Source organism: Cytophagaceae bacterium ABcell3 (genome assembly GCA_030913385.1).
Classification (GTDB): Bacteria; Bacteroidota; Bacteroidia; order Cytophagales; family Cytophagaceae; genus ABcell3.
The window spans coordinates 2798113-2824666 of sequence record CP133159.1; the positions used below are offsets into that span (position 1 = coordinate 2798113).

The following is a 26554-nucleotide window of genomic DNA, read 5'->3' on the forward strand; positions in this document are numbered from 1 at the left end:
TTGATTTTTTAGTGAAATATGTAACTTCACAGCAAATTTACAGTTTATAAAGAAAAAATTTTTTTATATATGAAAATACTTGTTTGTATAAGCCATGTGCCAGATACCACCTCGAAGATTTCTTTCACCGATAATGATACCAAGTTAAATACTTCGGGAGTTCAATTTATTATAGGCCCCTATGATGAATATGCTTTGTCTAGGGCCATTGAACTAAAAGAAGGATCAGGAGGAACGGTAACTGTATTAAATGTTGGAGAGGCAGACACAGAGCCTACAATAAGAAAAGCACTTGCCATTGGCGCTGACGATGCCATTAGGGTAAATGCTGCTCCTAAAGACGGGTACTTTGTGGCACAGCAAATCGCTGCTGTCGCAAAAGATGGCAACTACGACATGATACTCATGGGACGTGAATCTATTGATTATAATGGAGGAATGGTTCATGCCATCGTAGGGGAGCTGTTAAACCTTCCGTCTGTTTCACCTGTTATGAAACTTGATGTAGAGGGCAATAAGGCTGTGATGAATAGAGAGATTGAAGGTGGTAAAGAGACTGTAGAAGTTGAGATGCCTTTTATTGCAGGTTGTCAAGAGCCAATAGCTGAATGGAAGATTCCTAACATGAGAGGGATTATGTCTGCCAGAACGAAGCCTCTAAATGTTGTAGATCCAGTAGGGACGGACGATGTGGTTTCTTTTACTTCTTATGAGCTTCCTCCGACAAAAGGTGAGTGTAAGATGATAGATGCTTCAGAACCAGAAAAACTTGTAGAGCTTCTAAAAAATGAAGCAAAGGTTCTTTAGTATCATATTTGTTTTTAATAATTTCAATTTTTAAATCTTACTTTTATGGCAATATTAGTATATGTAGAAGGATCGGAAGGGGAAATTAAAAAGTCTTCGCTGGAAGCAGTTTCTTATGCTGCTGCTTTGGCAAAAAATTTGAACACAGACGTAACAGCTTTAGTAATGGGTAGCCTACCTGCTGACCAGGTTGAATTGGCTGGTAAGTATGGCGCTTCGGTTGTATTGCATGCATCAGATGCTAAACTCGACCAGGCTCAGGGTGAACCGTATGCTTCTGTTATAACAGCGGCTGCTGAAAAAGCTGGTGCTGATATAGTTTTAATGGCCAAGTCTTCTTTGGCTGACTCTATGGCCGGAAGAGTCGCTGCTAAACTTAAAGCAGGTTTGGTGACTAATGTGGTAGATTTACCTTCTACCGATGGTGGTTTCAAGGTGAAGAAATCAATTTTTACAGGTAAGGCTTTTGTGCATGCAGAGGTCAAGTCTGACAAAAAAGTACTTACTGTTAGTAAAAATGCTTTCCCTGCTTCAGAAACTGGTGGACAAGCAAATGTAGAAACTTTTGAACCACAGCTTGACGATTCTGTTTTTAGGGTAAAGGTAACCAATACTGAAAAAGCATCAGGTGATATATTGTTGACAGAGGCAGATATAGTGGTTTCTGGAGGTAGAGGACTTAAAGGGCCAGAAAACTGGAACCTTGTGGAAGATTTGGCAAAAGCACTAGGCGCTGCCACAGGTTGCTCTAAGCCTGTATCAGACCTTGACTGGAGGCCGCACCATGAGCACGTTGGTCAAACTGGTGTAAAAGTTGCCCCAAATCTTTACATTGCATTAGGAATTTCTGGCGCCATTCAGCATCTTGCAGGCGTAAACTCTTCAAAGGTCATTGTAGTTATCAATAAAGACCCTGAAGCCCCGTTTTTCAAAGCTGCTGATTATGGTATTGTGGGGGATGTTTTTGATGTTGTACCTAAATTGACAGAAGCTGTAAAGGCCTTAAGATAAATAGATTAACAGCGTGGATAAAATTAAATTAGAAATATTAGGATTATCTTCTAGTCAGTCGCAGTCTGGATCTTTCGCTCTTGTTTTGGGCGAAGAAAGTGGAAATAGACGATTGCCTATTATTATTGGAATGTTCGAAGCTCAGGCTATTGCCATAGAAATTGAAAAGATTATCCCAAACCGTCCTATGACTCATGATCTTTTTAAATCGTTTGCTTCTGGATTTAATTTTACGGTAGAGGAAATTGTTATTTCGGATCTTAAAGAAGGTGTCTTCTTTGCTAAAATCGTATGCTCTGACGGCATTAAGCAGATAGAAGTTGACTCTCGACCTTCTGATGCTATTGCTATTGGATTGAGATTTGATGTGCCAATTTACACATATGAATCATTGCTTTCTGAAGCTGGTATAGACTTGAGCGATTTGGGAGAAGAAGAACAAGAAGCTGCTGGTGGTGCTCCTAAAAAACAAACAGAAGAAAAAACAGCCTCGTTTGGCGAATCTGTGAAAAACAGCTCTTCTGAACAGTTGAAAACGATGCTTCAGCAGGCGTTAGAGAACGAAGATTACGAAAAAGCGGCTAGAATTAGGGATGAGCTTAATAAAAGGAATTAACTTTAAAAAAAGCCTTCGAAAGAAGGTTTTTTTGTTTTAACTATATTGTTTTACAATGACTGAAACGAAAAGACTGGCTATTATAGCCCACGACGGCAAAAAAGCTGATATGGTGGGTTTTATAAAAGACCGGAAAGAAATGTTTGGTGATATGGAGCTGGTAGCCACAGGGACTACAGGTTCTTATCTGACACAGGCAGGGTTGGAGGTAGATGCAAAACTTTCCGGCCCTATGGGTGGTGACGCCCAAATTGCTGCCATGGTAGCGGAAGGAAAACTTAATGGCGTAATCTTTTTTAGGGATCCTTTAGGAAAACATCCGCACGAGCCAGATGTGTTGATGCTTATGCGTTTGTGCGATGTGCACAATGTGCCATTGGCTACTAATCGCGCTACCGCTGAACTTTTACTTAAAGGGATGAAGGAGGGTTAAGAAGCTCTTGTCTTTTAGTGCAGTAAAACAGTTTTGGCTTTACTGCACTTTTCTATAAAAGCCAACTTTTTAACATGGGCGCTTATACAGTTTCAGCAGGAATGCTCACAGTTACTTCTGTTCCAGCCCCAAACGCACTATCTACTTTAAGCTTTCCCTGAAGCTTTTGGATAGCATTTTCTACCAGGTATAATCCCATTCCAGAACCTTTGCTATGCATGTTTCCCCTGTAAAATAGATCAAAAATTTTAGGGAGTTTCTCTTCCTCAATCCCTGAGCCATTATCTTTCACCCTTACTTTAAGCAAGTCATTCTCTATTTTCGCTTCAATGACCACTTCAGGTTTTGGTAAGTTTCTATTTCTAAAGACTATGGCATTTTCTATTATATTTCCAAAGACTATTTGAAGTACATTGATGTCTTGAACCACTTTTAAGGTGTCATCTACATTAACCGTGATCTTTACATTTTCGGCATTTTCCTTGTCCTTGATATGTTCAGCCAGGTCAATAAAAAACTCTGGGACTTGTATTTCTACCGGGTTAGATTTAGTAGTACGTACAGTAGTTAGATCCTTTAGATCTGTCAGTATTGTGTCCAGCTTGTCGGCTAGTGTACTCATCATTGAAAAATAACTAGAAGCAACAGGGTCTTCTACCTCCTCTTTTGCTAAGTTGACCAAGCCCATCATAGACATTAGTGGCCCTTTCATGTCATGAGAAACTTTATACAGGAACTGGTTGATTTCGTTTTTCTTGCCTTCCAGTTCTTTTTCGGTGTATTTCTTTTCTGTAATATCAGTAAAAGTGTATAGGCTACCGTTTACTTTCTCATCATTATTTGTTATAGGTACTGCACTCGCCAATACATTTTTTTCATCCGCTCCCTTTGTCTTCAATACGGTTTCAAAAGCTGCTCTTCTGCCATTAACCTGTATGTCTTGTTCTGGTAAAAGCGCTGAAACATGCGTGTTGATGAGCTCTTCTAAGTCATAGTTGCTCATCTCAGAAAAGCGTTTGTTGCAAAAGACGATTTTGTCTGAGGTGTCTGTATATAAAACACCATCGTTCAGTGTCTGGAGCAGTGTTAAATAGCGTTTTTCCCCTGCCTTTATATTTTCTTCGGCTAGCCTTTTTTCTGTAATGTCTCTACCATGTACAATGTAGGCTTCACTATTGAAATACCAACCTTTTCTAATATATAATTCTTGAAGGAAAGACTCCCCCGATTTCTTGCGTCCCCACCATTCAAACGGCTTTCCATCGTTTTTCCAAGCTTTTTCTAAATAGCCGCTCAATGCATTTTCTTGCTGTTTGTCTGTGTCTGTCAGAAAATTGACGGTATTGCCTATAATCTCCTCTTTAGAAAACCCGTGCAAGTTTAAAGCTGTTTCATTAATGTCTGTGAAGTAGCCTTTTTCGTCAATTATGTAAATCATCTCGGAGCTTTTATTGAAAAGCTCTTTATAGTGATTCTCCGATTGCTTTAGTGCTTCTTCTGATTTCTTTTTTATAATGGCAGCAGACAATAAATTACAAATGGACTCTGCAAATGAAGTAACCTCTGGGTTTTCTTCCACAGGGTTTGTCCAGCAGATACACAAAACACCATAGGGTTCTGGCTTTCCTGGAACCTGTACTGTCAATACACTTTTTACCTTTAGGGTGTCGAGTTTTTCAGGATAAACAAAAGCTTCGTTATCATGGAAATCTTTAGTGAAAACACTCGTGCCGGTTTGGAAGGTATAATTTGCTTGTCCAAAAGCAGGTTTAGGTACTAAGTCCTCTCCGCTAAAAGAGCTGAAGCTTCCTTGTTCGGCAATAATTTTGAATTTGTCATCACGCATATTGCAGAAAAAGCCAGCAAAGCTTATATCGAAGTACAGTTTCAGGTTGATGACAACTTGTCTAAGTATGGTGTCAATATCACTGCTGGTAAAGTTTTCTTGACAAATAAGAGAATATAAATCGTTTTTATGCTGGGATTTTTTTTCTTCGGTATCAGTTGATACAAACTGATTATTAGAAAAATTTGAACCCTGCTTATGGAAATTTGAATTAGATTCGTTTTCTTTAAAAGACATACAGAAGGGATTAAATGAAAAAAAATCCTGTATTACAATATAATCCATATTATCTGAAAATGTTTAGAAAAACAAACAAATGGACAGCATTCCTAGCTTTAAGTATCTTTTTTAGCGTTATCCAGTCTTTACCGCTCCAATGCCAAGAAGTCTTAACAAGGATCCAAACAAAGCTTGCAGCCCTTGAGAATGACCCAGTGCTTCAAGATGGAAGGGTAGGCTTTTGTCTGTCTAGTGCAAAAACCGGTGAGGTTTTGATTGAGTTGAACAGCCAAAAAGGAATGACACCCGCCTCCAACATGAAGTTGTCTACCACAGCGGCGGCCTTAAAATACCTCGGTGCTGATTACAAGTTTGAAACCCGATTAGAATACGATGGAAGCATCAAAGACGGGGTTCTTCATGGCAACCTATATATCACAGGAAGCGGCGATCCCACGCTGGGCAGTCACCGTTTTTCTGATGCTGACTGGGAAAAAATAGCCAGTTCATGGATAGAGGTTTTAAAAAGCAATAAAATAAAAAAAATCAACGGGAATATTATCGGCGACGGTACCAGTTTTGATAACAACCCTTTGCCCGATGGGTGGGTATGGTCTGATATTGGCAATTATTATGGCGCTGGCACTTTTGGGTTGAATGTTTTTGATAATACATATACCATAACTTTCAAACCCGGTAAAGTCGGTAGTAAAGCTGAAATATTAAGAATAGAGCCAACACTTCCTATTGAGTTTATAAATGAAGTTACCACTGCCCCTGCTGGAACGGGTGATAATGCTTATATTTATGGCTCACCTTATACCAATATCCGTCAAATCAGTGGAACCATTCCAGCGGGAAAAAAAGAGTTTACCATCAAAGGTTCTATTCCAGACCCACCCGGATACTGCGCAAGATCGTTTGGAGGGTTTTTAAAAGATGCGGGAATTGAGTTTACAGGCAAAGCTGACAATATACTTTTTGTGAAAGAAAAAAAAGAAAGACGTACCAAGCTGACAAGCTATCTTTCTCCTCCGCTTAAAGACATTGTATACCAAACCAATATGTATAGCATTAACCTTTATGCAGAAGCATTGCTCAAGTCCATCGGCAATAAGGTACACCAAGAAGGGAGCGTTAGTGCAGGACTTCAGGCCGTTAATGAATACTGGGGGATGAATAAAGTAGTGGGCTGTATAAAATCTGCCGATGGTAGCGGTTTGGCAGTTACTAATATTGCTTCACCAGCCTTTTTGGCAAATGCTATGGCATCCATATCCTCAGAAACCTACTTCCCTGATTTGTTAGAATCACTTCCAGTTGCGGGCGTTTCAGGTACATTGTGGAATGTCTGCAAAGGCACACCATCAGAGAAAAAGCTACGGGCAAAAAGTGGCACATTAAAAGGCGTTATCTGTTATACCGGCTATGTTCCTGATAAATCCGGCAATATGATGGCTTTTTCTTTTATGGTAAACAATTACTCCGGCATTACCTATACCGTAATGCGTAAAAAGATGGAAGAAATCATGGGCTTATTGGCAGAGTTGTAAGGTGTTAATACTAGACCTGACGATGAGATTGCTTCGTCGTTACCTCCTCGCAATGACGGTGGAGGGATAATATGTTGGTTACCTGTCAGCGTCCCTTGGACCTGACAGCGTAAGTGATAGCAAGGTGTGCCGATAAAAAATCGGCACTACATTTTTCGCTCCTCGGTGTGACAGGCTATTATGAAGGATGTAATTAGCAGAAACCCAAAGCTTAACCGTCATTGCGAGGCACAAGATAGTGGTCTGTTAAGCTCTTGGTTAAAAACCTAAGCCTTTAGTTTCTATTAAAAAATGCCGCGGCAATCTGTTAGGGGTAAGCTGTGCTGTTTGGCTTTGTTTGTGGGAGAATAATATTAGACCTTACGATTAGATTGCTTCGTCGTTTCCTCCTCGCAATGCGGTGGGGAGGGATAATATGTTGGTTACCTGTCAGCGTCCCTTGGACCTGACAGCGTAAGTGATAGCAAGGTGTGCCGATAAAAAATCGGCATTACATTTTTCGCTCCTCGGTGTGACAGGCTATTATGAAGGATGTAATTAGCAGAAACCCAAAACTTAACCGTCATTGCGAGGCACAAGATAGTGGTCGGTTAAGTTTCTTGGTTTAAAACCTAAGCCTTTCGTTTCAATGAAAAAATGCCGCGGCAATCTGTGTTGGTTGATTTGTAGAGTGTATATTAGACCTGGTGATTAGATTGCTTCGTCGTTACCTCCTTATAATGAATTGGTTGAGTGAGTTGTAATTAGGTTGTTGTTATCTGGTAGGTTGTAAAAACATCTTCCCTTTAATCCTGTCTATCCTTTAATCCTGCGAATCCCGGTTCAGACAGTATAATACTAGACCTGACGATGAGATTGCTTCGTCGTCCCTCCTCGCAATGACGATGGGGGATAATATGTTGGTTACCTGTCAGCGTCCTTTGGACCTGACAGCGTAAGTAAAAAGAAGCAGTGCCGATAAAAAATCGGCACTACATTTATAACGGTTGTAATTAGCAGAAAACCAAAACTTTAACCGTCATTGCGAGGCACAAGATAGTGGTCGGTTAAGTTCTTGGTTTAAAATTTAAGCCTTTCGATTCTAAGAAAAAATGCCGCGGCAATCTGTTGGCGGTAAGCTGTAATGGTTTATTTTTAGGGTGTTAATACTAGACTTGACGATGAGATTGCTTCGTTGTTACCTACTCACAATGAAGTGGTTGAGTGAGTTGTAATTAGGTTGTTGTTATCTGGTAGGTTGTAAAAACATCTTCCCTTTAATCCTGTCTATCCTTTAATCCTGCGAATCCCGGTTCAGACAGTATAATACTAGACCTGACGATGAGATTGCTTCGTCGTTCTTCCTCGCAATGACGGTGGGGAGGGATAATATGTTGGTTACCTGTCAGCGTCCTTTGGACCTGACAGCGTAAGTAAAAAGAAGCAGTGCCGATAAAAAATCGGCACTACATTTATAACGGTTGTAATTAGCAGAAAACCAAAACTTTAACCGTCATTGCGAGGCACAAGATAGTGGTCGGTTAAGTTCTTGGTTTAAAACCTAAGCCTTTCGTTTCTATGAAAAAATGCCGCGGCAATCTGTTAGGGGTAAGCTGTGCTGTTTGGCTTTGTTTGTGGGAGAATAATATTAGACCTTACGATTAGATTGCTTCGTCGTTACCTCCTCGCAATGCGGTGGGGAGGGATAATATGTTGGTTACCTGTCAGCGTCCCTTGGACCTGACAGCGTAAGTGATAGCAAGCCGTGCCGATAAAAAATCGGCACTACATAATTACCCTTCAGCGTCCACCGGGTTTGATGGCGTAGTGTTTAAAATTTCCTTCTTGCTTCTGGTAGCTTCTTCACCCAGGTAACGGTCTATTAAAAAATGGGCAATGTAAAGTAGTGGCGACAGGAGTATAGCCATAAATATTTTGAATAAATAGTTGTTGGTACCTACTGATAGGATCATGTCCATACTCCAGGGATTTGTTCTGCTAAACAAATTGAAAGCAATATATAGAACAACAAAACTATCCACCAGTTGAGAAACGAGCGTAGACCCTGTAGCTCTGAGCCACAGGTATTTTTTGCCCGTTGCAGACCTTATCATATCAAAAACATAAATGTCTAGTAATTGCCCCAGTAAAAAAGCGGTAATGGATCCTACAATAATACCTAGCCCCTGTGTGAAAATTATATTGTACCAATAATCAATGTTATATTGGCTTGATTCGCCTTCTGGTGCGTTTACATCCAGCCAGAATTGGGCAGGAGGGAGGTAAGTGGCAAACCATATGATCAGAAAGGAGTAGGCAATGAAAAATGCGGTAATCCAGCTTATTTTTCGAACTCCTGGCTTTCCAAAATATTCATTGATAATGTCTGTAGTAATAAAAACGATAGGCCATATTACCGCACCTGCTGTTAGGGTAAACTTGAGGTAGAAACCTTGCCAAAGCTCTATGCCTTCAGGGTCAGCGCCCACTAGTGGTTCTGCCGAAAAGATCTTGACTCCAATGATTTCTGCTATAATGGCATTGGTAAGGAATATTCCACTTAAAATAATAAATAGGTTTGTTGCTTTTTTACCTTGCGGGTTAATAAGTCGCCCCATTTTTATAAGATTTAAGCCTATTCCTCAATATAATGAGATTCTCCTTCTATAGAAAGGTAAGACTTAGGAAAAACAGTCCTTGCTTCTTCTTGGAAAGGCCTGAGGTCTTTGTATCTGGCAGAGTAATGCCCTAAGAGCAGTTTGCCTACCTTTGCTTTTTGGGCAATCGTAGCTGCCTGCAGCGCAGTGGTATGATAAGTAGCTTCTGCCCTTTGTAACATGTCATGCAGAAAAGTGCTTTCGTGGTACAGGACATCCACGCCTTGGATTAGCGGTATTATGCTTTCATTGTATATAGTATCAGAACAATAGGCATAAGACCTGCTTTTTTTAGGGGGAAGAGTAACTTCTTCATTTTTGATCGTTGAGCCATCTTCAAGCTGGAGGTCTAAGCCTTTTTTTAAGTTGGCTATATTGAGCAAAGAGAGGTTTTCTGGCAGCTTTTCTTTATCAATCCTCCTTTTCTTAGGCTTTTCTTGGAACAGAAAGCCACAGCAGTGAACCCTGTGTTGCAGTGGGATCGTACTGACAGTAAGCTTGTCCAGATCCAAAACAGTATCAGGAGTAGCTGGATCAAGGACTTGAAAAATGATTTTGTAGTTAAGGTTGGACTCAGAGTATTTTAGCTGCAATGTGATGATTTCATCAAGACCGGCAGGACCAAAGATGTATAAGTCTTTAGTCCTGCCGTGCAGGTGCAAAGTACTTAAAAGGCCTATAAGGCCAAAAAAGTGGTCGCCATGAAGGTGGCTTATGAATATATAGTTAATCTTTCCGGACTTAATGCGGAACTTCATTAACTGAACTTGGGTAGATTCTCCGCAATCGATTAGGAAATGTTCACCGTTAATAGTGACTATTTGTGCAGTTTGGTTGCGGTTGTAAACTGGCGTTGCAGAACTTGACCCTAAAATTTTTATTTCAAAAGACAATCTTACTCCTCTTTATCTTCAGCTCTAAGATTTCTTTCTAGTTCATTCATGAAAATGGCGTCTACACCTTCTTCTACTGTTGGCAGTAGGTTAAGAATGGAGTCCAACTGTGAAATTTTGATCATCTTCATTACGTGGTCTGATGTTTTAGCTAGCACAAACATCCCTTCTTCATTTTCACACAACCTATTTCCAACTAAGATGGAGCTTAGACCTGAAGAATCTACATATTTCACATCTTCCATATCCAGAATGATGTTCTTACAACCTTCTGCATTAAGTTTTACAATTTCTGACTTAAGATCTGGTGCAATCACAGATGTCAGTTTATCTTCTTTTAACTTAATGAGACAATACTTTTCGTTTTTTTCTACTGAAGACTGCATTGATATAAATATTGATAATAGTTTATTAAATATAAAATTTTATTTCAACTCTGGCAAAAAGGCTGTAATATTTTTGTTAATTCTTGAAAGCGGTTCACTGCTTTCGTCTTTTTTGAAGGTTTCCCCCGTTACTTTTTCATACAGCTCAATATACCTTTCAGAAATCATTTGTACCCGTTCATCGGTCATTTCTGGCACTTGCTGCCCTTCTTTTCCTTGAAAATTATTTTCAATCAACCACTCCCGGACAAATTCTTTGGAAAGCTGCTTTTGTTTTTCACCTTTACTTTGACGTTCTTCATAACCTTCGGTATAGAAGTACCTGGAAGAGTCTGGGGTGTGTACTTCATCTATCAAGTAGATTCTCCCGTTTTTCTTTCCAAACTCATATTTGGTGTCTACCAATATAAGCCCCTGTGCTGCGGCCATTTCTGTGCCTCTTTTAAATAAAGCTCGGGTATATTCTTCCATCAGCACGTAATCTTCTTCAGGAACCAGCCCTTTTTCTAGGATTTCTTCTCTGGAAATATCCTCATCATGTCCTTCTTTTGCTTTTGTAGTAGGCGTAATGATTGGTTCGGGAAGTCTGTCATTTTCTTTTAAACCTTCTGGCAGAGATACACCACACAAAGTCCTTTTGCCAGCTTTATATTCACGCCATGCATGACCTGCCAGATAACCTCTGATGACCATTTCAACGGGTTGGCCTTCGCAGTTGTGACCTATGGTTACACATGGGTCTGGTGCGCCGGTTACCCAATTGGGCACTATATCGGCAGTGGCTTTTAAAAACTTTAATGCAATTTGGTTAAGTACCTGTCCTTTGTAGGGGATAGCACGGGGAAGTACCACATCGAATGCAGATATACGATCGGTTACTACTACAGCGATTTTATCGTTAAAAAAGTAGACATCTCTGACTTTGCCCTTATAAAATCCTGTTTGGCCTGGAAAACTAAAGCTGGTTTCCTTTACTGCATCCATATTTTTTTCTTTAGAATCGACAAAATTAACAATTATTGAGAAGCTCCAAAGCTAATTGGTGCAAACATAATTATTAATTATGTAAGGATATAAGAAAATGATGGGTGTTTTTTTATTAATAACTATCTTCTGAAAAGCAGATGGTTAATTTTCAGCAGATTCTTCTATTGTTTTTTCTGAGATTTTTTCTCCGTTTTTATATACTTCTTTCTTGATCAGATCTCCATTTTCTGAATAATGGTTCCACTTTCCTGACTCTTTCCCATTGATATATTGCCCTTCTATGGCCAGTGTTCCATTGCTGTGAAACTTTTTATAGTTTCCATAGGGGGTATTGTTTTTGTAATTGGTTTCTGTTTTCACTGTTCCGTCCGGATAGTATTTTTTCCAAATACCCGTTTTTATTCCGTGAGAATAGCTTTGGGTTTCTGTTAAATAACCATCTTCATGATATACCTCCTTTTCTTCGTGCAATTTATCTTTTATATAAAAAGCTTTCTCCTTGATGTTTTTATTTTCATGATAAGATATCCACTCTCCATTTTTCTTACCGTCTTCAAAATGTTGGACTTCCTTTAGGTTGCCACTTTCATAATAGCTTTTTATGGTTAGCCTTTTTTCTTTGCCAAAATCTTGAAGTTCCTTAACCTTTCCGTTGGGGAAGTATGTGTAATTCTTGCCGGATTTTTTACCATGTTCATAATTAAGTTTATGTTTTATGGTGCCATCGTCATACCAGCCTGTGTTGGGGCCGTGTAGCTTTCCATTTACTTGATGGCCTTCAAGAACCAATGTTCCTTCGCGGTTATAGTTTCTAAACCGACCTGTTTTTTTGCCTTCTACTATGGAAGATTCTGTTTCTATTCCTCCATCTTCGTAGTAGGTTTTGAAGTACTCATGAAGTACACCTTTTTTGTATTTCTCTTCTGTTTTTATATTCCCATTTTTGTAAAAAGTACGTGTTATCCCGTTGGGCTTGTTGTTTTTGTATTCAGCCTCCGATTTCAACGTTCCGTCTTTGAAAAATTCTTTCATAGCTCCTTCCACATTTCCATCTATATAATTGGCTATTACTTTTTCTTTCCCATTAGGGAAATAGGTTGTTATTTCACCTATCAGCTCACCTTCCTCATAGTTAGCTTTTTGCAAAAGGTTGCCATTTTGGTCATAAACAAGCACGGCTCCATCACGGACGCCGTCATTGTAGGTGTATTCCGCTTTTGTGTTGCCATTGGGATAGTACTCTTTATAGGTGCCGTCAAGATTTCCTTCCTTGAGGGTTCCTTCGGCAGCCAATTGCCCGTCTGCATAAAACTTGGTAAACTTATTTTTGTGCTTATGGTCGAAATGCTCACGGTGCAGTAAATTGCCAGAGATGTCAAAGTATTTAAACTCCCCAGTTTGAACACCGTTTTTGTATGCGCCTTCTGTCTTTACCTGCCCGTTTTCGAAATATTCGGTATATTCTCCTTCTAACTGTCCGTTTTCATACCAAGCTAAGACAACGGTTGTTCCTTCTGCAGAAAACTTACGGTACTCTCCATGCATAATGGGGTTTCCTTGAGAAAGGATAGAATACTCCTCTTTTACCTGCTCGGTTCCTTCGAAATAAGTACGGACCACCTCTTGTGAAAAGCCTATGGTGGATATAAAAATAAAATATATTGACAGTAGAAACTTCATAAACTGAATTTTCTGATTAACGATAAAAAAATGATCTTTAGTTTATAAATAGGGGTGTAACTGACATTTTGCAAGAAAAACCCCTATTTGTCTATTGGTTTGCATTGCCAGCACTTCCCTAATTTGCCAGCAATGCAGTGAGTGTAATGGTCACTTAAACAGTTAATTATGTGCTTTTCAGGAGAATAAAAACTAAACCTTTTCAAAAACAAGGGCTGATGCGCCGCCTCCGCCATTGCATATGCCTGAAACGCCTATAGCTCCCTTGTTACTTTCCAGTACATTGAGCAAAGTAGTGATTATTCTTGCCCCTGAGCAACCTATTGGATGGCCTAAAGCCACTGCTCCTCCCCAAATATTGACTTGGTCTGGTTGTAAGTCAAGAAGCTGGTTATTGGCAAGGGAAACTACAGAAAAAGCCTCGTTTATTTCAAAATAGTCTACATCGCTTTTATCTAATCCTGCTACTTTAAGGGCCTTGGGAATGGCCAGGGCAGGGGTGGTGGTGAACTTTTCAGGGCTTTGTTCGGCATCTGCAAAACCAATGATTTTAGCAATAGGTTTTAAACCAAGCTGTTCAGCTTTTTCTTTGCTGACCAGCAATACAGCTGACGCACCATCATTCAGAGAAGAAGCATTGGCAGCGGTTACTGTTCCTTCTTTTTCAAATACTGGCTTTAGGGCTGGAATTTTATCAAAGTTTACTTTAGAAATTTCTTCGTCTTCTTCAACAGTATTGGTCTTGCCACGTGAAGTGATTTCTACAGGGACGATCTCATTTTTGAACTTTCCTTCCAAGGAAGCACTTGTTGCTCTTTTGTAAGACTCTATGGCAAAATTATCCTGCATTTCACGGGTAATACTCATTTCTTTGGCAGTAATTTCTGCTGCATTTCCCATATGGAAATCTTTATAAACATCCCAAAGCCCATCTTTTATGATGCCGTCTATAACTTGTCCGTGTCCTAACTTTTGCCCAAACCTGGTTTTGTCAAGGTAGTAGGGTACATTTGACATGCTTTCCATGCCTCCTGCTATAACTACCTCCGCTTGGCCTGTCATAATAGATTGTGCGGCCATCATTACTGCTTTAGAACCAGATGCACAGACTTTGTTTACGGTAGTGCATTGTACACTTGGGTTAAGGCCTGCAAATATGGCCGCTTGTCTTGCTGGTGCCTGGCCTAAGTTAGCTGACAGCACATTGCCCATAATTACTTCCTCTATTTCCGATTGGTCTATTCCTGCTTTGGTTAATAGACCTTTTATGGCAACAGCGCCTAGTTGAGTGGCAGATAAAGCAGCTAGTGTGCCCCCAAAGCTTCCGATAGGGGTACGGACGGCTGAAACTACATATACTTCTTTCATAAATGTCTTTTTTAAAAGTGAACGATAGGACAGACCCTTTGAAGCAGGTGATAATCCATTGGAAACAAACCTCTATATGTTGGCTTGTTTTTCATTAACAACTTTTCGCTTTGAAATATAGTTGCCTTCTTTTGTTTTTACTAACAATTATCTATAAAGAATAATTGAGGCGCCGATTTAGTTATCTTAAATGTTATTAGCTGACCAAGGTTCGCTTAGTTACTTTTTGCCTCGCCGGCAGGGCCTTACTTTTTTTCTTAGACAAAAAAAGTAAGCAAAAAAGTCAAGGCCTGTGATGAAATTTGCTAAACTTTATAACCATTACGCTATCCCGATAGCTATCGGGATGAAACTCACCCTCCTTGCGTCGGGCTCAAACAGCAAATTTTTTGGCCGCTTCATGCTTAGAAAGTTCTTAACGCAATTTCATCAATGGCCGCCTTATTTTCTAACAATTGCACATACCGCCATTTAAAGAAGACAGCTTAAAGGCATAATATCATACAAGTAAAAAACTAATAGGCTCAAATGGGTAATCCTAAAGAATAATTTTTTGAAACTAGTAAGTAATATACGTTTTTGCTGACACGCGGTTAATGGCTGACAACTGAGACGGTTACATTTGGTGTGCGATTGGACAATGGTCCTTTTAGCTTTATTGGAGAATATTTTTTAGAATTTTTTTTAAAAAGGGCTTGTTTCGTAAAAATAAATAATGCTATCTTTGCAGCACTTTTTCGGGGAAACGAAAAGGGAATGTTCTAAAAAAGGAGAGGTGCCTGAGAGGCCGAAAGGAGCAGTTTGCTAAACTGTCGTCCGGGGTAACCCGGACCGCGGGTTCGAATCCCGCTCTCTCCGCACAATTTTCATAATTTATTGATTTTAAAAGCTCTAAAAAAAAGTAAAAAAAGAGTAGCAAGTTTAAAAATAATCACTACCTTTGCACAACAATTTTCAAAAGGGCTTTTAAAGACTCTAAAAAGAGAAAAAAATAGTAGTTCGGGGTGTAGCGTAGCCCGGTTATCGCGCCACATTTGGGATGTGGAGGTCGCAGGTTCGAATCCTGCCACCCCGACTAATTTTACAGCTTAGCTGTAATGGACCCGTAGCTCAGCTGGATAGAGCAACTGCCTTCTAAGCAGTAGGTCTCTGGTTCGAATCCAGACGGGTTCACGATTAAAAACATTGAAACCACTTATTCTTTAATAAGTGGTTTTTTTATTTAGCTTCAACTAAAAAAACACTTTCTTTAACCTAGATTATGCAATAGAAAGTTCTAATGCATAATCTAGGTTAAAACCCCTATTTGTCATGATTGGCAAACATACTTAAACATAGCCTTTAACTCGGCTTAATGTCGCTTTGATTTATGCTTTTGCCTGAATTACTATTTAGGTTTATTATATTAAATTATTCTCTTGTTCTTTCTGTTACACCTACATGAGTACTTTATCTGAAATTGAAAAAAGGAAAACCTTTGCAATTATTAGTCACCCTGATGCTGGAAAAACTACCCTTACGGAAAAGTTTCTTTTGTTTGGAGGCGCCATTCAAACAGCCGGTGCGGTAAAATCCAATAAAATTACCAAAGGGGCAACCTCTGACTTTATGGAAATAGAAAGACAGAGAGGTATATCTGTGGCGACTTCTGTAATGGGTTTTGAGTATAACGGGTCTAAAATTAACTTGTTGGATACGCCAGGTCACAAAGATTTTGCAGAAGATACCTACCGTACATTGACTGCGGTGGACAGTGTAATTCTTGTCATAGACTGTGTAAAGGGTGTGGAGGAGCAGACTGAACGCTTGATGGAGGTGTGTAGGATGAGAAATACACCTGTTATCATTTTTATCAATAAAATGGACCGTGAAGGACGCGACCCTTATGACCTTTTAGATGAGCTAGAAGAAAAGCTGAATATTAAGACCAGACCGCTAAGCTGGCCGGTAAGCATGGGCAGCACTTTTAAAGGGGTCTACAATTTGTACAATCAAAGCCTTTACTTGTTCAACCCAAATAAAACGAATATAGAGAAAGATGTAATGGCTATCAAAGACCTGAGCGATGAGGTGCTTGATGAGAAGTTGGATAAATTTGCAGATCAGCTTAGGGAAGATGTAGAACTGGTAGAGGGTGTATATGAACCTTTTGATAGGGAAGCCTACTTGAACGGAAAGCTTGCGCCGGTTTTCTTTGGTAGTGCTATCAATAATTTTGGTGTTAAGGAACTGCTCGAAACCTTTATTGATATTGCCCCTAGACCAAGGGGAAGGGAAGCCAATACGCGTAAAATAGAACCTTTAGAAAAACCTTTTACGGGTTTTGTCTTTAAAATTCACGCTAACCTTGATCCAAGACATAGAGATAGGATTGCTTTTGTGAGGGTTTGTTCTGGGAAATTTGAACGTAACAAGTTTTTCCACCATGTTCGGCTAAATAAGAAGCTTCGGTTTGCTGCTCCGGTAAACTTCATGGCCCAGGATAAAAGCATTGTTGAAGAAGCATACCCGGGAGATGTTGTTGGTTTGTATGATACAGGTAATTTTAAAATAGGAGATACATTGACCGAGGGGGAAGATTTAATGGTGAAAGGTATTCCAAGTTTTTCCCCTGAGATATTCCGGGAAGTTATCAATAAAGACCCGATGAAGGCTAAGCAACTAGACAAAGGTTTGATGCAATTGACCGATGAAGGTGTTGCGCAGCTTTTTATACAACAGCCAGGTAATAGGAAAATTATTGGCACGGTCGGAGAGCTGCAATTTGATGTGATCAAGTATCGCCTGCTGCATGAGTATGGAGCTTCTTGTGATTTTTATCCATTAAACCTGTACAAAGCATGTTGGGTAGATTCTGAAGATAAAAAAGCACTTGAAGAGTTCGTGTCTTTTAAAGCTTCTAACATTGCCAGGGACAAAGACAACAAATACGTATTCCTCGCTGACTCTAAATGGACACTGGATGTAGTGGTGGAAAACCGTCCAAATTTAAAATTTTCTTTTATTTCTGAGCATAATAGTCATTTGGATGGTTAGTATAGCGGTAATGAATGACTTCCGATTTATAAACATACTAATTCTCGGGGTAATTTATTCAAAGTAAATTTCATTAGAAATATCAGAAATGGCTTGGGAAGACAAAGTTTCTAATCAAAAGACTTATATAATACATTCAGTTTCGGAAGACGGACTGGCAGAAGGTTTATTAGATCTTTTTTCTGAAATTGAGGGACATGAATTTGAAGCTAGTTCTGAATTATTAATTTTTATTGATGCGACTAACGGAAGTCTTTTTATTTCAGCCTATAGTTCTAAATCAGAAGAAGTCTTTGATGAAAAAGGTATATTTGTGTTGTTGGAAGAGCTTTGGGAATCAATTGAATCTTATGATTTTGACGAGATTGTTTTACAAGCTTTAAGGACAGCTTATAGCAAAAGTGAAAACTCCGTTTTGAGGTCAAAGTTCAATGTTTTTTACCAAACAGAAGAACAATGCTTGGCAATGCCGCTACACTAAAATTTTAAGGTTTATTTTTTTGTCTTTTACCTTCTCTTATTATCCCCAAATTTTTTTGGTTAAAGTGATAAATGAATCAGGATATTATAAAATGCTTAATTTTAAAAGCTTGTGGTTTTCTTATAAATAATTGTATAAAAAAAAGATGATTGTAGTGTAACCATGGGTGATGTGTTTCGTAAAATTCAATTCAAGTCACTAATATTTTAGGAACTTTAAATGTCGAAAACAATACTTCTATGAAATCCAGATCTATATTATATTTAGTGGTAGGAATTCTTCTAGCCTTCTCGTTTGTGTTAATAGTTGATCAAATGGGTATGTCAAAATCATCTGGCGAAGTATCCCACAGACAAAACTCTTCCGTAATGCAGGTAAATGGGGTTTGGATATACACAAAAGACAAACCTTGGTTTAGTCAGTATACTATTGGAACCATTGATAAAAATGATTTGCCTAACAATGCAGACTTGCAAAGTGGCAGCCTTCATGGTCAAAAAATATTTAACAAGCAGTTAGAAGAACTTATCTCTCAGACCCGCCTCCAATTAGGAAATAAAAATTTTAATGCTATCGTGATTGATGAAAACCTGTCATTTTGTAAAGTGATGGATTTTACTGAAAAAAACTAGGTTGTAACAGTTGTTCGTTTGGTTTAGGCACTACTTCCATATGGGGCGGTGCTTTTTTTTGTAATAGGGGGTAGTATATAATTATACCTCTTCGCTTTCGTTAAGTGGCTGTACCCATATGTTAAGCCATGAAAAGTAAATATTTTATTCTTCTTCTCATCTTTGCATGTATCTCTTCTGTTGTGCATGGTTCGCCAGACCCATACCCTAAAAGAAAATATAGGGAGCATGACATTCTTTACCGGAAGCATATTGTAAGGAGCATTAACTTAAGCAAATTTGATAACAATGAAATTTTCGGCAACTCTAATGCCTTGGTAGAGATTTTATTGGATGCTGTTAAAAATGGGAAATTGCAACCTTATGAAACACCACATTTGGAGAAAGCACTTTCTGTAGATGAATTTTGGGAACGTTTAAAAATCCAAGAAGAAAGCGACTATAGCGATTATTCCGGCTATTGGGCTGAAAGCGATATAGAAAAATCAGCTTGGGAAGAGGTTTTGCCTGAGGCTCCTTCCGGGGAAACTATTGAAGATCAATATTACTTGCCTTCTCAACTTTTTAGGATCGAATATGGTGAGGATTTATTGGTTGACAAAATCGTATCTGATGTTGTTTATGACCCTAAGTACATTACATTGTTCATACCTGCCAGTATCAGTCCAAAAGGTATTCATGAACCTGTGGCCAGTTTTAGTTTTTATGATTGTGCAAAAGTTTTCAGAGCAGATAAACGTGCAGTCGCAGAGAACCCTCTAATGAATGGCCGAAACATAAACTTTACTGAAGTGTTCTTGCTCAGGCTTTACAATTCTTATATAGTCAAGCTTGGCAGAATTGACGATCCTTATTTCGACCAGATGTATAGCAAACCTATGGATGCTTTTATGGCTTCTAAGAAAGCAGAGCACAAAGTGATTAGCTATTTGTATAAACTTTTTAATCCAGAATAATAACAAGGTAGGCTTTTGGGAAAGAGCAAGCTGTTGATCTACAGTAGCTCCTCATGTAAACTAACTTACTGATGGTTTTGTTTTAAATGTAAGGTTGTTTCGAAAACTTTAAAACAAATTGTGTTATGGGATTTACAAGAAGAGGAGACAAGTTCGCTCAAGAGCACCCTTTTGCCATATTTGCGGTACTTAGGGTGTTGTTAGGTGTAATATTGCTCGTAAAAGGCGTGTTCTTTCTATCAAATACAGATGCTATTACCTCCTTGATTTCTTCAGGCGAAATAAGGTGGGGGGCAGTGTTTTTAGCCCATTATATTGCTTTGGTACATATAGCAGGAGGTTTATTAATTGCTGCGGGAGCACTTACCCGGGTAGCCATACTGTTCCAGTTGCCGATTTTGATAGGGGCTTTGTTTGTTGGAGAAGGCCCTTTAGGAATGGTTTCTGAATGGTATCTGGCACTTATTGTGTTAATAGGCGCACTGTTCTTTTTATACTATGGATCTGGTGTACACTCCTTCAGGACTAAGCTTGAGCAAGAGCAAAGATATAATGAACATTATTATAGTTAATAAAAATAGGGTTCCTTACTAGGTTCCCTATTTTTTTTACCCTTTATTTTAAAAATGAAGGAGTTTTTCAAGGTCAGATAACCTACCAAAAAGCACAAGAATGTCATTTTCTTCAATTTTCATATCTGGCGTGACTACCCCTAAAACTTCACCTTTGCGATGGTCTTTTGACGCTGTGGTATTCATGCGTATAATGGTAAGTACGTTTATTTTATATCGCGCACGGAAATCCGTTTCCGCAATGGTTTGTCCAATATATCTTGTAGGGGCTTTGGCTTCAATAATATTGTAGTCCTCTGTTATGTAAAAAGAGTCTATGACTCCTCTCATTTCTAGTCTTTTGGCTAACCGCTCTGCAGAATCCTCTTCAGGACTGATAATTTCATCTACTCCAATAGCTTCTACTACAGTTCTGTGCAATGCTGATATGGATCGGCTGATGAGGCGCTTTACCTTTAACTGTTTTAAAGTGGCGGTAGCCATCAAAGACGATCCTATATCTTCACCTATACCTACTATTACGACATCTGTATCTTTAAGAGGTAGGGTGCTTATGGCATGTTCGTCTGTGCAGTCCATATTGATGGTATGGGTAATTTTATTCTTATAAGCATCAACTTTTTGCATGCTTTTGTCTACTGCAATGACCTCATGTCCAAGTTCGGTTAGGCGCATGGCCAGCGAAGAGCCAAAATTCCCTAATCCAATTACTATATATTTCATATGATATGTTTAGTTGATAAATACATTTTCTTGCGGGTATTTATACCTTAAGCTTCCGGTAATGGTGACAAAGCTGATAATTATAGTAAGTGTCCCGACTCTTCCAAGGAACATTGTAATTATTATAATAATCTTCCCCCATAGGTTAAGCTCAGAAGTTATACCAAGAGATAGCCCTACGGTACTGTATGCTGAAAAACATTCAAATGCTACGGAAATAAGAGGCTTTTCTGCATCAGTTATGGTAACAAAAAGAATCGCAAGGCCAATTACCATTACTGATAATAATATAATTGCAAAAGCACGTTTTACGGATTCATCAGAAATTTCTCTTTTGTAAACATCTAGCCTGTTTTGACCTTTGGCAATAGCTAAAGTGTTTAATACTGCTACTGCAAAAGCACTGGTTTTAATTCCGCCTCCTGTAGACCCAGGAGAAGCTCCAACCCACATTAAGAAGATGTATATAAGTACAGTGCCTGGCAAAAGTATGCTTGTGTCTACTGTGTTAAATCCTGCTGTTCTTGGAGTGACTGCACCAAAAAATGCCGTAACTATTTTCCCATACCACGAATGTTCGACCAAGGTGTTATTATACTCAGTTATAAAATATAGTACAAAACCTAAAGCTAATAAACTGCTTGTTGTTAGTATTACTATTTTGGTATTTACATTAATAATTCTTGGCTCATGTTTGTAAATCTTTTTTAGAATTAAATGCCTGTATTTGTTGGAAAAATAGTGTTTTAGGTATTTATAAAGGTTAAATACTATTGGAAAACCCAAACCTCCCAGAATTATAGTAAAAGCTATTACTAACTGCATATTGTAGTTATAGCGGAAGTTTATATCATAGAGTCCATCAGATAAAATTGAAAAACCCGCATTGCAAAAAGCTGATACCGCATGAAAAATAGAAAAAAAGGCTCTTTCTGTATTGTTTTGAAATAAATAGGGGTCTACTGATAAATAAATGAATATAGCCGCTATAAACTCTATGCCTAAAGTTATTGCAATAATTTTAAATATGGTTTTAAATATTTCTCCCATTTTGTCTTCATTGACCATGTTTTGGAGAAATATTTCATTTTGAAAAGAAAACCCTCCTTTAAAAAGGAAACCAAAGAAACTTGTAAATGTCATTATGCCTAATCCCCCAGTTTGGAAAAGAAACATAATAATTATCTTACCCATTAAAGTAAAGTCCTTGGCGGTGTCCAGAACAACAAGGCCTGTTACACACACTGCGCTAGTCGAAGTAAATAAAGCGTCAATTAAGCTTATTCCCTCCACTGTAGATCTAGGGAGAAGGAGGAGACCTGTGCCCGTAAATATTAAAAGAAGAAAACTGTAGATGAATATCCTTGCAGGGTTAAGGTTTTTTGTGAAAAAACTGAGACTTTGCCGAGATACTTCTATGAAAAATATAGCTGTAATGGATATATAGAGAAAGATATTTTCATTTAGGAAATCAATCCATGGAAGGGTTTGTGTAAACCAATTGGGGAAAAATAACCTTACGCTGAGTATGGCAAATACAAATAGGGCTAACAGATACTCTGAAAAAAGTTTGTTCAAGTTTGTTCGGGTGCCAATACCGGTTAATAGTCGGTATAGCAGGCATAAGAACAATATGACCAGAGAAATTTCAAAAAAACGGATTAACCTGAGATCTGTAGCCAATGGTTTTTCAAAACCAAAGCGGTATACTATAAGTAGTAGGTTTACTAACGAGAGATATAAGATGGTGCGATTTATAACAGATAACAGAACTTGATTGGTCCTTTCAATAAAATCAGCAAGCTTTGCAAAGTATACTTTGTATCCCATGTATAATGGTAAAATTTAGGGGTGCAATTTAATGATTAAGATCAAAGTATGAAATGCCTCTTTAGCAGATATTGGGAAGGTGAAAATGTTTTAACTTTATAATAAGCTTAAACAATTACAGTATAGTGAGTTATTTATAAGGAAGGAAAACTTCAACTTGGGATTAACTGTTGGAACATTAATGAAAAAGAACGTTAAGCGGTTATACAGAAAAAGTCTTGCCGTACTTGCTTTGTTTTCTTTAGAACTTGCGCTTGTCACTCTTATTTTTTCTGTATCCTTATATATATTTTACCTGGTATGGCGGTATGTGATTTTTCAAGGTGAGGAGCTGGAAGGCTATACAGTTTTTGACAAAAGAGTCTTTGAATGGATAGAATCATGGTCTGGACCAGGTATGACTACTTTTATGGAAATTGTTACAGTTCTGGCTAATCGGAATTTTATTATCGCAGCTTCGGTTATACTTATTCTGTATTTCTTGTTTATTAGAAAGCACAAATGGTTTAGTATGAAAATTCCAGTGGTGGCACTGGGGTGTATTACTTTAAATATTATTCTGAAAGAAATGATAGGGCGGGCCAGGCCTACTATGCCCCTGATAGAAGCCTTTGGCCTTAGTTTCCCTAGCGGACATGCCATGATGGCTTTTTCTTTCTATGGTTTGCTTATTTATATTTCATATAGAAGTATCAGTAATAAAATTTTAAGGTATCTGACGTGTATTTTCTTGTTTATCTTAATACATTTGATAGCCCTGAGTAGGGTATACTTGAGGGTACACTTTGCTACTGATGTAGTGGCGGGGTTGGCTTTGGGGGCCGCATGGCTTTTTCTATCCTTGTTTGTGCTTGTTAAAGTTGAAAAGTTTTCTGGCAGGAAAATTGAACCTGTATTATAAATTGTTACAATATGAAGTTATCACTAAAGTTGTTTACTGTGCTAGTTGCACTAGCAGTAATTTTTTCTACCAATGTACTGGAAGCCCAACACAGTAAAGATGATGAAGGCTTTACCTTAAGGGATATCGATGGTAAAAACGTTTCATTGAGCGATTTTAAGGGGAAAGTTGTTTTTATAGACTATTGGGCTACTTGGTGTATGCCTTGTTTGGTTGAAATCAACAAGTCAAAGTATCTTAAAGAGCACTATGCTGATGCAGATGATGTGGTCTTTTTGTATGTATCTATAGATAAGGATGAAGAAAAGTGGAAGAAAATGGTTGAGAAGAAGGGAATAGAAGGTACACATTTAATATCCTTAGAGGGCAAAGAAGATAATTTGTTGCAGAAGTTTGGTATAGAAGCCATTCCTCGTTTTATGCTTGTAGACAAATCGGGAAAAATAGTGGACTTTGATGCTAGAAACCCATCTGACAAGAAGATTATCAAAGATATAGATAAATTAAGGAACTAAGTTGGAACGAGAACAAACTATAAAAGGTAGCCAAATGGTTACCTTTTCTTTATTTACCTACCAAAGTTCATGGTCCAAATTTTTGGCATTAAGCATGATGGGGCTGGCCAGGCCATTTTTATTCTTTAGGAAGGGGCTGGTGTTTTGGAAATTGGTTGGCTGTGGTGCAGGTATTGGTTTTAGCCTTAAACCTGATTATGGCAGATATGGCCTCATGGCGGTTTGGGAAAGCAACGAAGCTTTTGACAAATTTCTAAACTCAACTTTATATGCCATTTATAAGAAATTATCTTCAGAGCAGTATCACCTCAAATTAGCTACCATACAAAGTAAGGGTGCCTGGTCGGGTGTAAACCCTTTTGAAAATATACATAATGCAAACCTGAAACCTAGCCCTATAGTGGTTTTGACCAGAGCTACTATACGGCTTAGTAAGATCAGGGATTTTTGGAATCATGTGCCCATTGTAAGCGAGTCGTTATTAGATGCCAAAGGGCTTATTGCATCTATAGGCATTGGAGAGGTACCTGTGTTTAAACAAGCGACACTTAGTATCTGGAAGGATTTAGAGTCAGTAAAGGAATATGCCTATAAGATGGAGCAGCATAAAGATGTGGTAGTAAAGACTAGAACACGCAACTGGTATAAGGAGGAGCTTTTTGCCCGTTTTGCAGTAGTAGATTCTTGGGGGACCTGGAATGGGGAAAATCCTTTAAAATCACATTAAACTTGGTATTTGAAATAGGGCAGTCGGGTCTTGGAAATAACTTTTAAAAGCTTTTAAAATCTATTTTACATGAGGGATAAAAAAAGCCAAGCATTTGTTGATGCTCGGCTTTTAATTGTTTGTGGTTATTTTTACCTGAAATAAATTACAGTTTTTTTAGATCTTCATGCCTTAAACCCTATTGTTCAAGTTTAGAAAACTTCAGTTATTTTAATTTTTTGGTTTCTAAAGGTAAACTCATCACCTTTTTTCTTGCCTTCCATTACTTTATAAATTGGAGATTGGCTAGAAATAGCAAAATATTTTGTGCCATCCACATCTACTGCTCCAAGGCTTATAGAAACATAGTAATTATGTTGGTTGGTATGTATTACAGCACCGGTTTCTACCTTATCGGTTTCATTTACAGGGATTCTTTTCAGTACATCAAGCTCGTTTTGTGCCTGAAAGTATCTTTTGGCAAACATGTCTCTTGTGTTTTGCATTGTTTCACGGAAGGAGTCTGTCATTTCCTCAGTGGCATGCTGTGCTTCATTGGCACTTTCTTGTGCCTCGTCCATTGCTTTTTTTGCATTTTTTACAACCTGTGTCTGCATATCGACACATTTTTTCAGTAAGCCAACTTTTATATCTTTTTTCTCAAGTACTTTCATAATTTTAAATCATTTTTAAAAAGTAATCCATCTTCTTCTTTAACCAAACCAAAAGGCTCATTTCCCACAACAAAAAAGCCATCCAGATCAACATAATCTAAACCAGATGCGAGGTTCAAAGCAGAAGAAATTCCTAAGGTGGTTTCAATCATACAACCGACCATGGTTTTCATGTTATGCTTGTTCGCTTCATCTAGTATCTTCAACCCATTCAAATATCCACCAGCTTTCATTAACTTCATGTTGATACCATGAAACATTTCGCTAAAGCCTGGAATGTCTTCCACTTTATCAGTTATCGATTCATCTGCTATAATGTCAAAGTCCGAATTTTTCTTCAGGTATTTATATTCTACAACCAGTTCATGGGGAAAAGGTTGTTCAAAAAATAGAATTTTGCTGTTTTTTACCTTTTCCATAAGCCTTAAAACGTCATCTGGGTTTCTCCATGCTTCATTTGCATCAATGCATATATCCCCATCATAAATGCGTCTAACCTCTTTTATCAACCCTTCGGCATTTTCGGCATTTACTTTTAATTTTAGTGGTACAAATCTTGAAAGTTTGTATTCTTCAATAAACCTACTTACCTGTCCTAGGTCCATTATCGGAAGGGTGTATGAGGTTCTGATGCCTGAAGCTGGGCGTAGTCCCCAAGTTTCTAAAGGTCTGCCTTGGCTTAATGATTCAAAATGTAAGGCAGCTGACTCTATGGCAAATCTTAATGAATTGCTTATGTTCATCAACTTTAAGTCAACCGCTAACTGTTCTATAGAATTAATGGCTTTAGGAGCGTTTTGCTGAAACTGTAAAAACTCTTCCATGAGCTTTTCCGGTGATTCGCCGTACCTGATATTAGGGGCAGCCTCACCACGGCCGTATATTTTTCCATCGCTGACAGTAACTATAATATTGGTTTTCTCAGAAGATTCATTTCTTGAAATTTTCCAGCTATAGAGTAGCTTTAAATTGATTTTTTCGGCAGACCAGGTAAGCATTGTGTTCTTCTTTTTAGTAAGACTTTTATTGAGTTATAAGTTATCAATATTTATCGTCAGTAGAAAAAAAATGGTGTAATCTAAACATCTGCGTT

At 38.3% G+C, this 26554-nt stretch carries 24 protein-coding genes and 3 tRNA genes; 16 read left to right on the forward strand and 11 right to left on the reverse strand.

Annotated elements, in window-relative coordinates:
• Positions 1 to 69 precede the first annotated feature (69 nt).
• The 4 genes from RCC89_11410 to RCC89_11425 are packed head-to-tail and all read left to right on the forward strand — an operon-like array spanning position 70 to position 2867.
• Complete coding sequence (locus RCC89_11410) at positions 70 to 807, forward strand: electron transfer flavoprotein subunit beta/FixA family protein (GenBank protein ID WMJ73764.1); 738 nt, start codon at positions 70 to 72, stop codon at positions 805 to 807.
• Positions 808 to 852: 45 nt separating this feature from the next.
• Positions 853 to 1818: an electron transfer flavoprotein subunit alpha/FixB family protein gene (locus tag RCC89_11415; GenBank protein WMJ73765.1), complete on the forward strand. Its 966-nt coding sequence runs from the start codon at positions 853 to 855 to the stop codon at positions 1816 to 1818.
• A gap of 13 nt (positions 1819 to 1831) precedes the next feature.
• Complete coding sequence (locus RCC89_11420; GenBank protein ID WMJ73766.1) at positions 1832 to 2434, forward strand: bifunctional nuclease family protein; 603 nt, start codon at positions 1832 to 1834, stop codon at positions 2432 to 2434.
• A 55-nt stretch (positions 2435 to 2489) separates the two neighbouring features.
• Complete coding sequence (locus RCC89_11425; GenBank protein WMJ73767.1) at positions 2490 to 2867, forward strand: methylglyoxal synthase; 378 nt, start codon at positions 2490 to 2492, stop codon at positions 2865 to 2867.
• An 82-nt stretch (positions 2868 to 2949) separates the two neighbouring features.
• Here the strand turns inward: RCC89_11425 and RCC89_11430 are convergent, their stop codons facing one another.
• A complete protein-coding gene (locus tag RCC89_11430) occupies positions 2950 to 4950 on the reverse strand; it encodes a PAS domain S-box protein (protein ID WMJ73768.1) in 2001 nt (666 codons plus the stop codon).
• 14 nt (positions 4951 to 4964) lie between these two features.
• Between RCC89_11430 and dacB the strand changes: the two genes are divergently transcribed.
• Complete coding sequence (gene dacB / locus RCC89_11435) at positions 4965 to 6485, forward strand: D-alanyl-D-alanine carboxypeptidase/D-alanyl-D-alanine-endopeptidase (protein ID WMJ73769.1); 1521 nt, start codon at positions 4965 to 4967, stop codon at positions 6483 to 6485.
• Between the two features lie 1772 nt (positions 6486 to 8257).
• Here dacB and RCC89_11440 read toward each other — a convergent pair.
• The 6 genes from RCC89_11440 to RCC89_11465 all read right to left on the reverse strand — a co-directional run bounded on the left by RCC89_11440 (position 8258) and on the right by RCC89_11465 (position 14435).
• Positions 8258 to 9082, reverse strand: coding sequence for a queuosine precursor transporter (locus RCC89_11440; GenBank protein ID WMJ73770.1), 825 nt, complete (start codon positions 9080 to 9082; stop codon positions 8258 to 8260).
• Between the two features lie 17 nt (positions 9083 to 9099).
• Positions 9100 to 10014, reverse strand: a complete 915-nt coding sequence (locus RCC89_11445) for a ribonuclease Z (GenBank protein WMJ73771.1) — start codon at positions 10012 to 10014, stop codon at positions 9100 to 9102.
• A gap of 2 nt (positions 10015 to 10016) precedes the next feature.
• Entirely contained in the window at positions 10017 to 10400 is a 384-nt protein-coding gene (locus tag RCC89_11450; GenBank protein WMJ73772.1) for an STAS domain-containing protein, read from the reverse strand.
• 39 nt (positions 10401 to 10439) lie between these two features.
• A complete protein-coding gene (locus RCC89_11455; protein ID WMJ73773.1) occupies positions 10440 to 11384 on the reverse strand; it encodes a phosphoribosylaminoimidazolesuccinocarboxamide synthase in 945 nt (314 codons plus the stop codon).
• Positions 11385 to 11528: 144 nt separating this feature from the next.
• Positions 11529 to 13067 (reverse strand): toxin-antitoxin system YwqK family antitoxin, encoded by a 1539-nt coding sequence (locus RCC89_11460; protein ID WMJ73774.1) that lies wholly within the window; start codon positions 13065 to 13067, stop codon positions 11529 to 11531.
• A gap of 192 nt (positions 13068 to 13259) precedes the next feature.
• Positions 13260 to 14435 carry an acetyl-CoA C-acyltransferase gene (locus tag RCC89_11465; GenBank protein WMJ73775.1) on the reverse strand — a complete coding sequence of 392 codons (1176 nt, stop codon included), beginning with the start codon at positions 14433 to 14435 and terminating at the stop codon, positions 13260 to 13262.
• 769 nt (positions 14436 to 15204) lie between these two features.
• On the opposite strand from RCC89_11465, the gene RCC89_11470 reads away from it, so the two are divergent.
• The 8 genes from RCC89_11470 to RCC89_11505 all read left to right on the forward strand — a co-directional run bounded on the left by RCC89_11470 (position 15205) and on the right by RCC89_11505 (position 20112).
• Positions 15205 to 15293: transfer RNA gene (locus RCC89_11470), tRNA-Ser, on the forward strand.
• A 142-nt stretch (positions 15294 to 15435) separates the two neighbouring features.
• A tRNA-Pro gene (locus tag RCC89_11475) sits at positions 15436 to 15510 on the forward strand.
• Between the two features lie 24 nt (positions 15511 to 15534).
• A tRNA-Arg gene (locus RCC89_11480) sits at positions 15535 to 15608 on the forward strand.
• Positions 15609 to 15875: 267 nt separating this feature from the next.
• Positions 15876 to 17471, forward strand: coding sequence for a peptide chain release factor 3 (locus RCC89_11485; GenBank protein WMJ73776.1), 1596 nt, complete (start codon positions 15876 to 15878; stop codon positions 17469 to 17471).
• 88 nt (positions 17472 to 17559) lie between these two features.
• On the forward strand, positions 17560 to 17952 hold the full coding sequence (locus RCC89_11490; GenBank protein WMJ73777.1) for a hypothetical protein: 393 nt from the start codon (positions 17560 to 17562) through the stop codon (positions 17950 to 17952).
• 239 nt (positions 17953 to 18191) lie between these two features.
• Positions 18192 to 18584: a hypothetical protein gene (locus tag RCC89_11495; GenBank protein WMJ73778.1), complete on the forward strand. Its 393-nt coding sequence runs from the start codon at positions 18192 to 18194 to the stop codon at positions 18582 to 18584.
• Between the two features lie 128 nt (positions 18585 to 18712).
• On the forward strand, positions 18713 to 19540 hold the full coding sequence (locus RCC89_11500; GenBank protein WMJ73779.1) for a hypothetical protein: 828 nt from the start codon (positions 18713 to 18715) through the stop codon (positions 19538 to 19540).
• 125 nt (positions 19541 to 19665) lie between these two features.
• The gene (locus RCC89_11505) at positions 19666 to 20112 is read left to right on the forward strand and encodes a DoxX family protein (GenBank protein ID WMJ73780.1); all 447 of its coding nucleotides are present in this window, start codon (positions 19666 to 19668) and stop codon (positions 20110 to 20112) included.
• Between the two features lie 48 nt (positions 20113 to 20160).
• Here the strand turns inward: RCC89_11505 and RCC89_11510 are convergent, their stop codons facing one another.
• Both RCC89_11510 and RCC89_11515 read right to left on the reverse strand, forming a co-directional pair.
• Positions 20161 to 20835, reverse strand: a complete 675-nt coding sequence (locus RCC89_11510; GenBank protein ID WMJ73781.1) for a TrkA family potassium uptake protein — start codon at positions 20833 to 20835, stop codon at positions 20161 to 20163.
• Between the two features lie 9 nt (positions 20836 to 20844).
• Complete coding sequence (locus RCC89_11515) at positions 20845 to 22665, reverse strand: potassium transporter TrkG (protein ID WMJ73782.1); 1821 nt, start codon at positions 22663 to 22665, stop codon at positions 20845 to 20847.
• 181 nt (positions 22666 to 22846) lie between these two features.
• Here RCC89_11515 and RCC89_11520 point away from each other — a divergent pair, with 181 nt between their 5' ends.
• Genes RCC89_11520 through RCC89_11530 form a run of 3 tightly spaced genes read left to right on the forward strand, consistent with a single transcriptional unit; the run spans position 22847 to position 24808 of the window.
• A complete protein-coding gene (locus tag RCC89_11520; protein ID WMJ73783.1) occupies positions 22847 to 23566 on the forward strand; it encodes a phosphatase PAP2 family protein in 720 nt (239 codons plus the stop codon).
• An 11-nt stretch (positions 23567 to 23577) separates the two neighbouring features.
• Entirely contained in the window at positions 23578 to 24081 is a 504-nt protein-coding gene (locus tag RCC89_11525) for a TlpA disulfide reductase family protein (protein WMJ73784.1), read from the forward strand.
• A 34-nt stretch (positions 24082 to 24115) separates the two neighbouring features.
• Complete coding sequence (locus RCC89_11530) at positions 24116 to 24808, forward strand: hypothetical protein (GenBank protein WMJ73785.1); 693 nt, start codon at positions 24116 to 24118, stop codon at positions 24806 to 24808.
• A gap of 191 nt (positions 24809 to 24999) precedes the next feature.
• On the opposite strand, the gene RCC89_11535 is transcribed toward RCC89_11530, so the two are convergent.
• Positions 25000 to 25461 carry a hypothetical protein gene (locus RCC89_11535; GenBank protein WMJ73786.1) on the reverse strand — a complete coding sequence of 154 codons (462 nt, stop codon included), beginning with the start codon at positions 25459 to 25461 and terminating at the stop codon, positions 25000 to 25002.
• Positions 25458 to 26459, reverse strand: coding sequence for an enolase C-terminal domain-like protein (locus tag RCC89_11540; protein ID WMJ73787.1), 1002 nt, complete (start codon positions 26457 to 26459; stop codon positions 25458 to 25460). The genes RCC89_11535 and RCC89_11540 overlap by 4 nt, the downstream gene beginning before the upstream one ends.
• Positions 26460 to 26554: the final 95 nt, after the last annotated feature.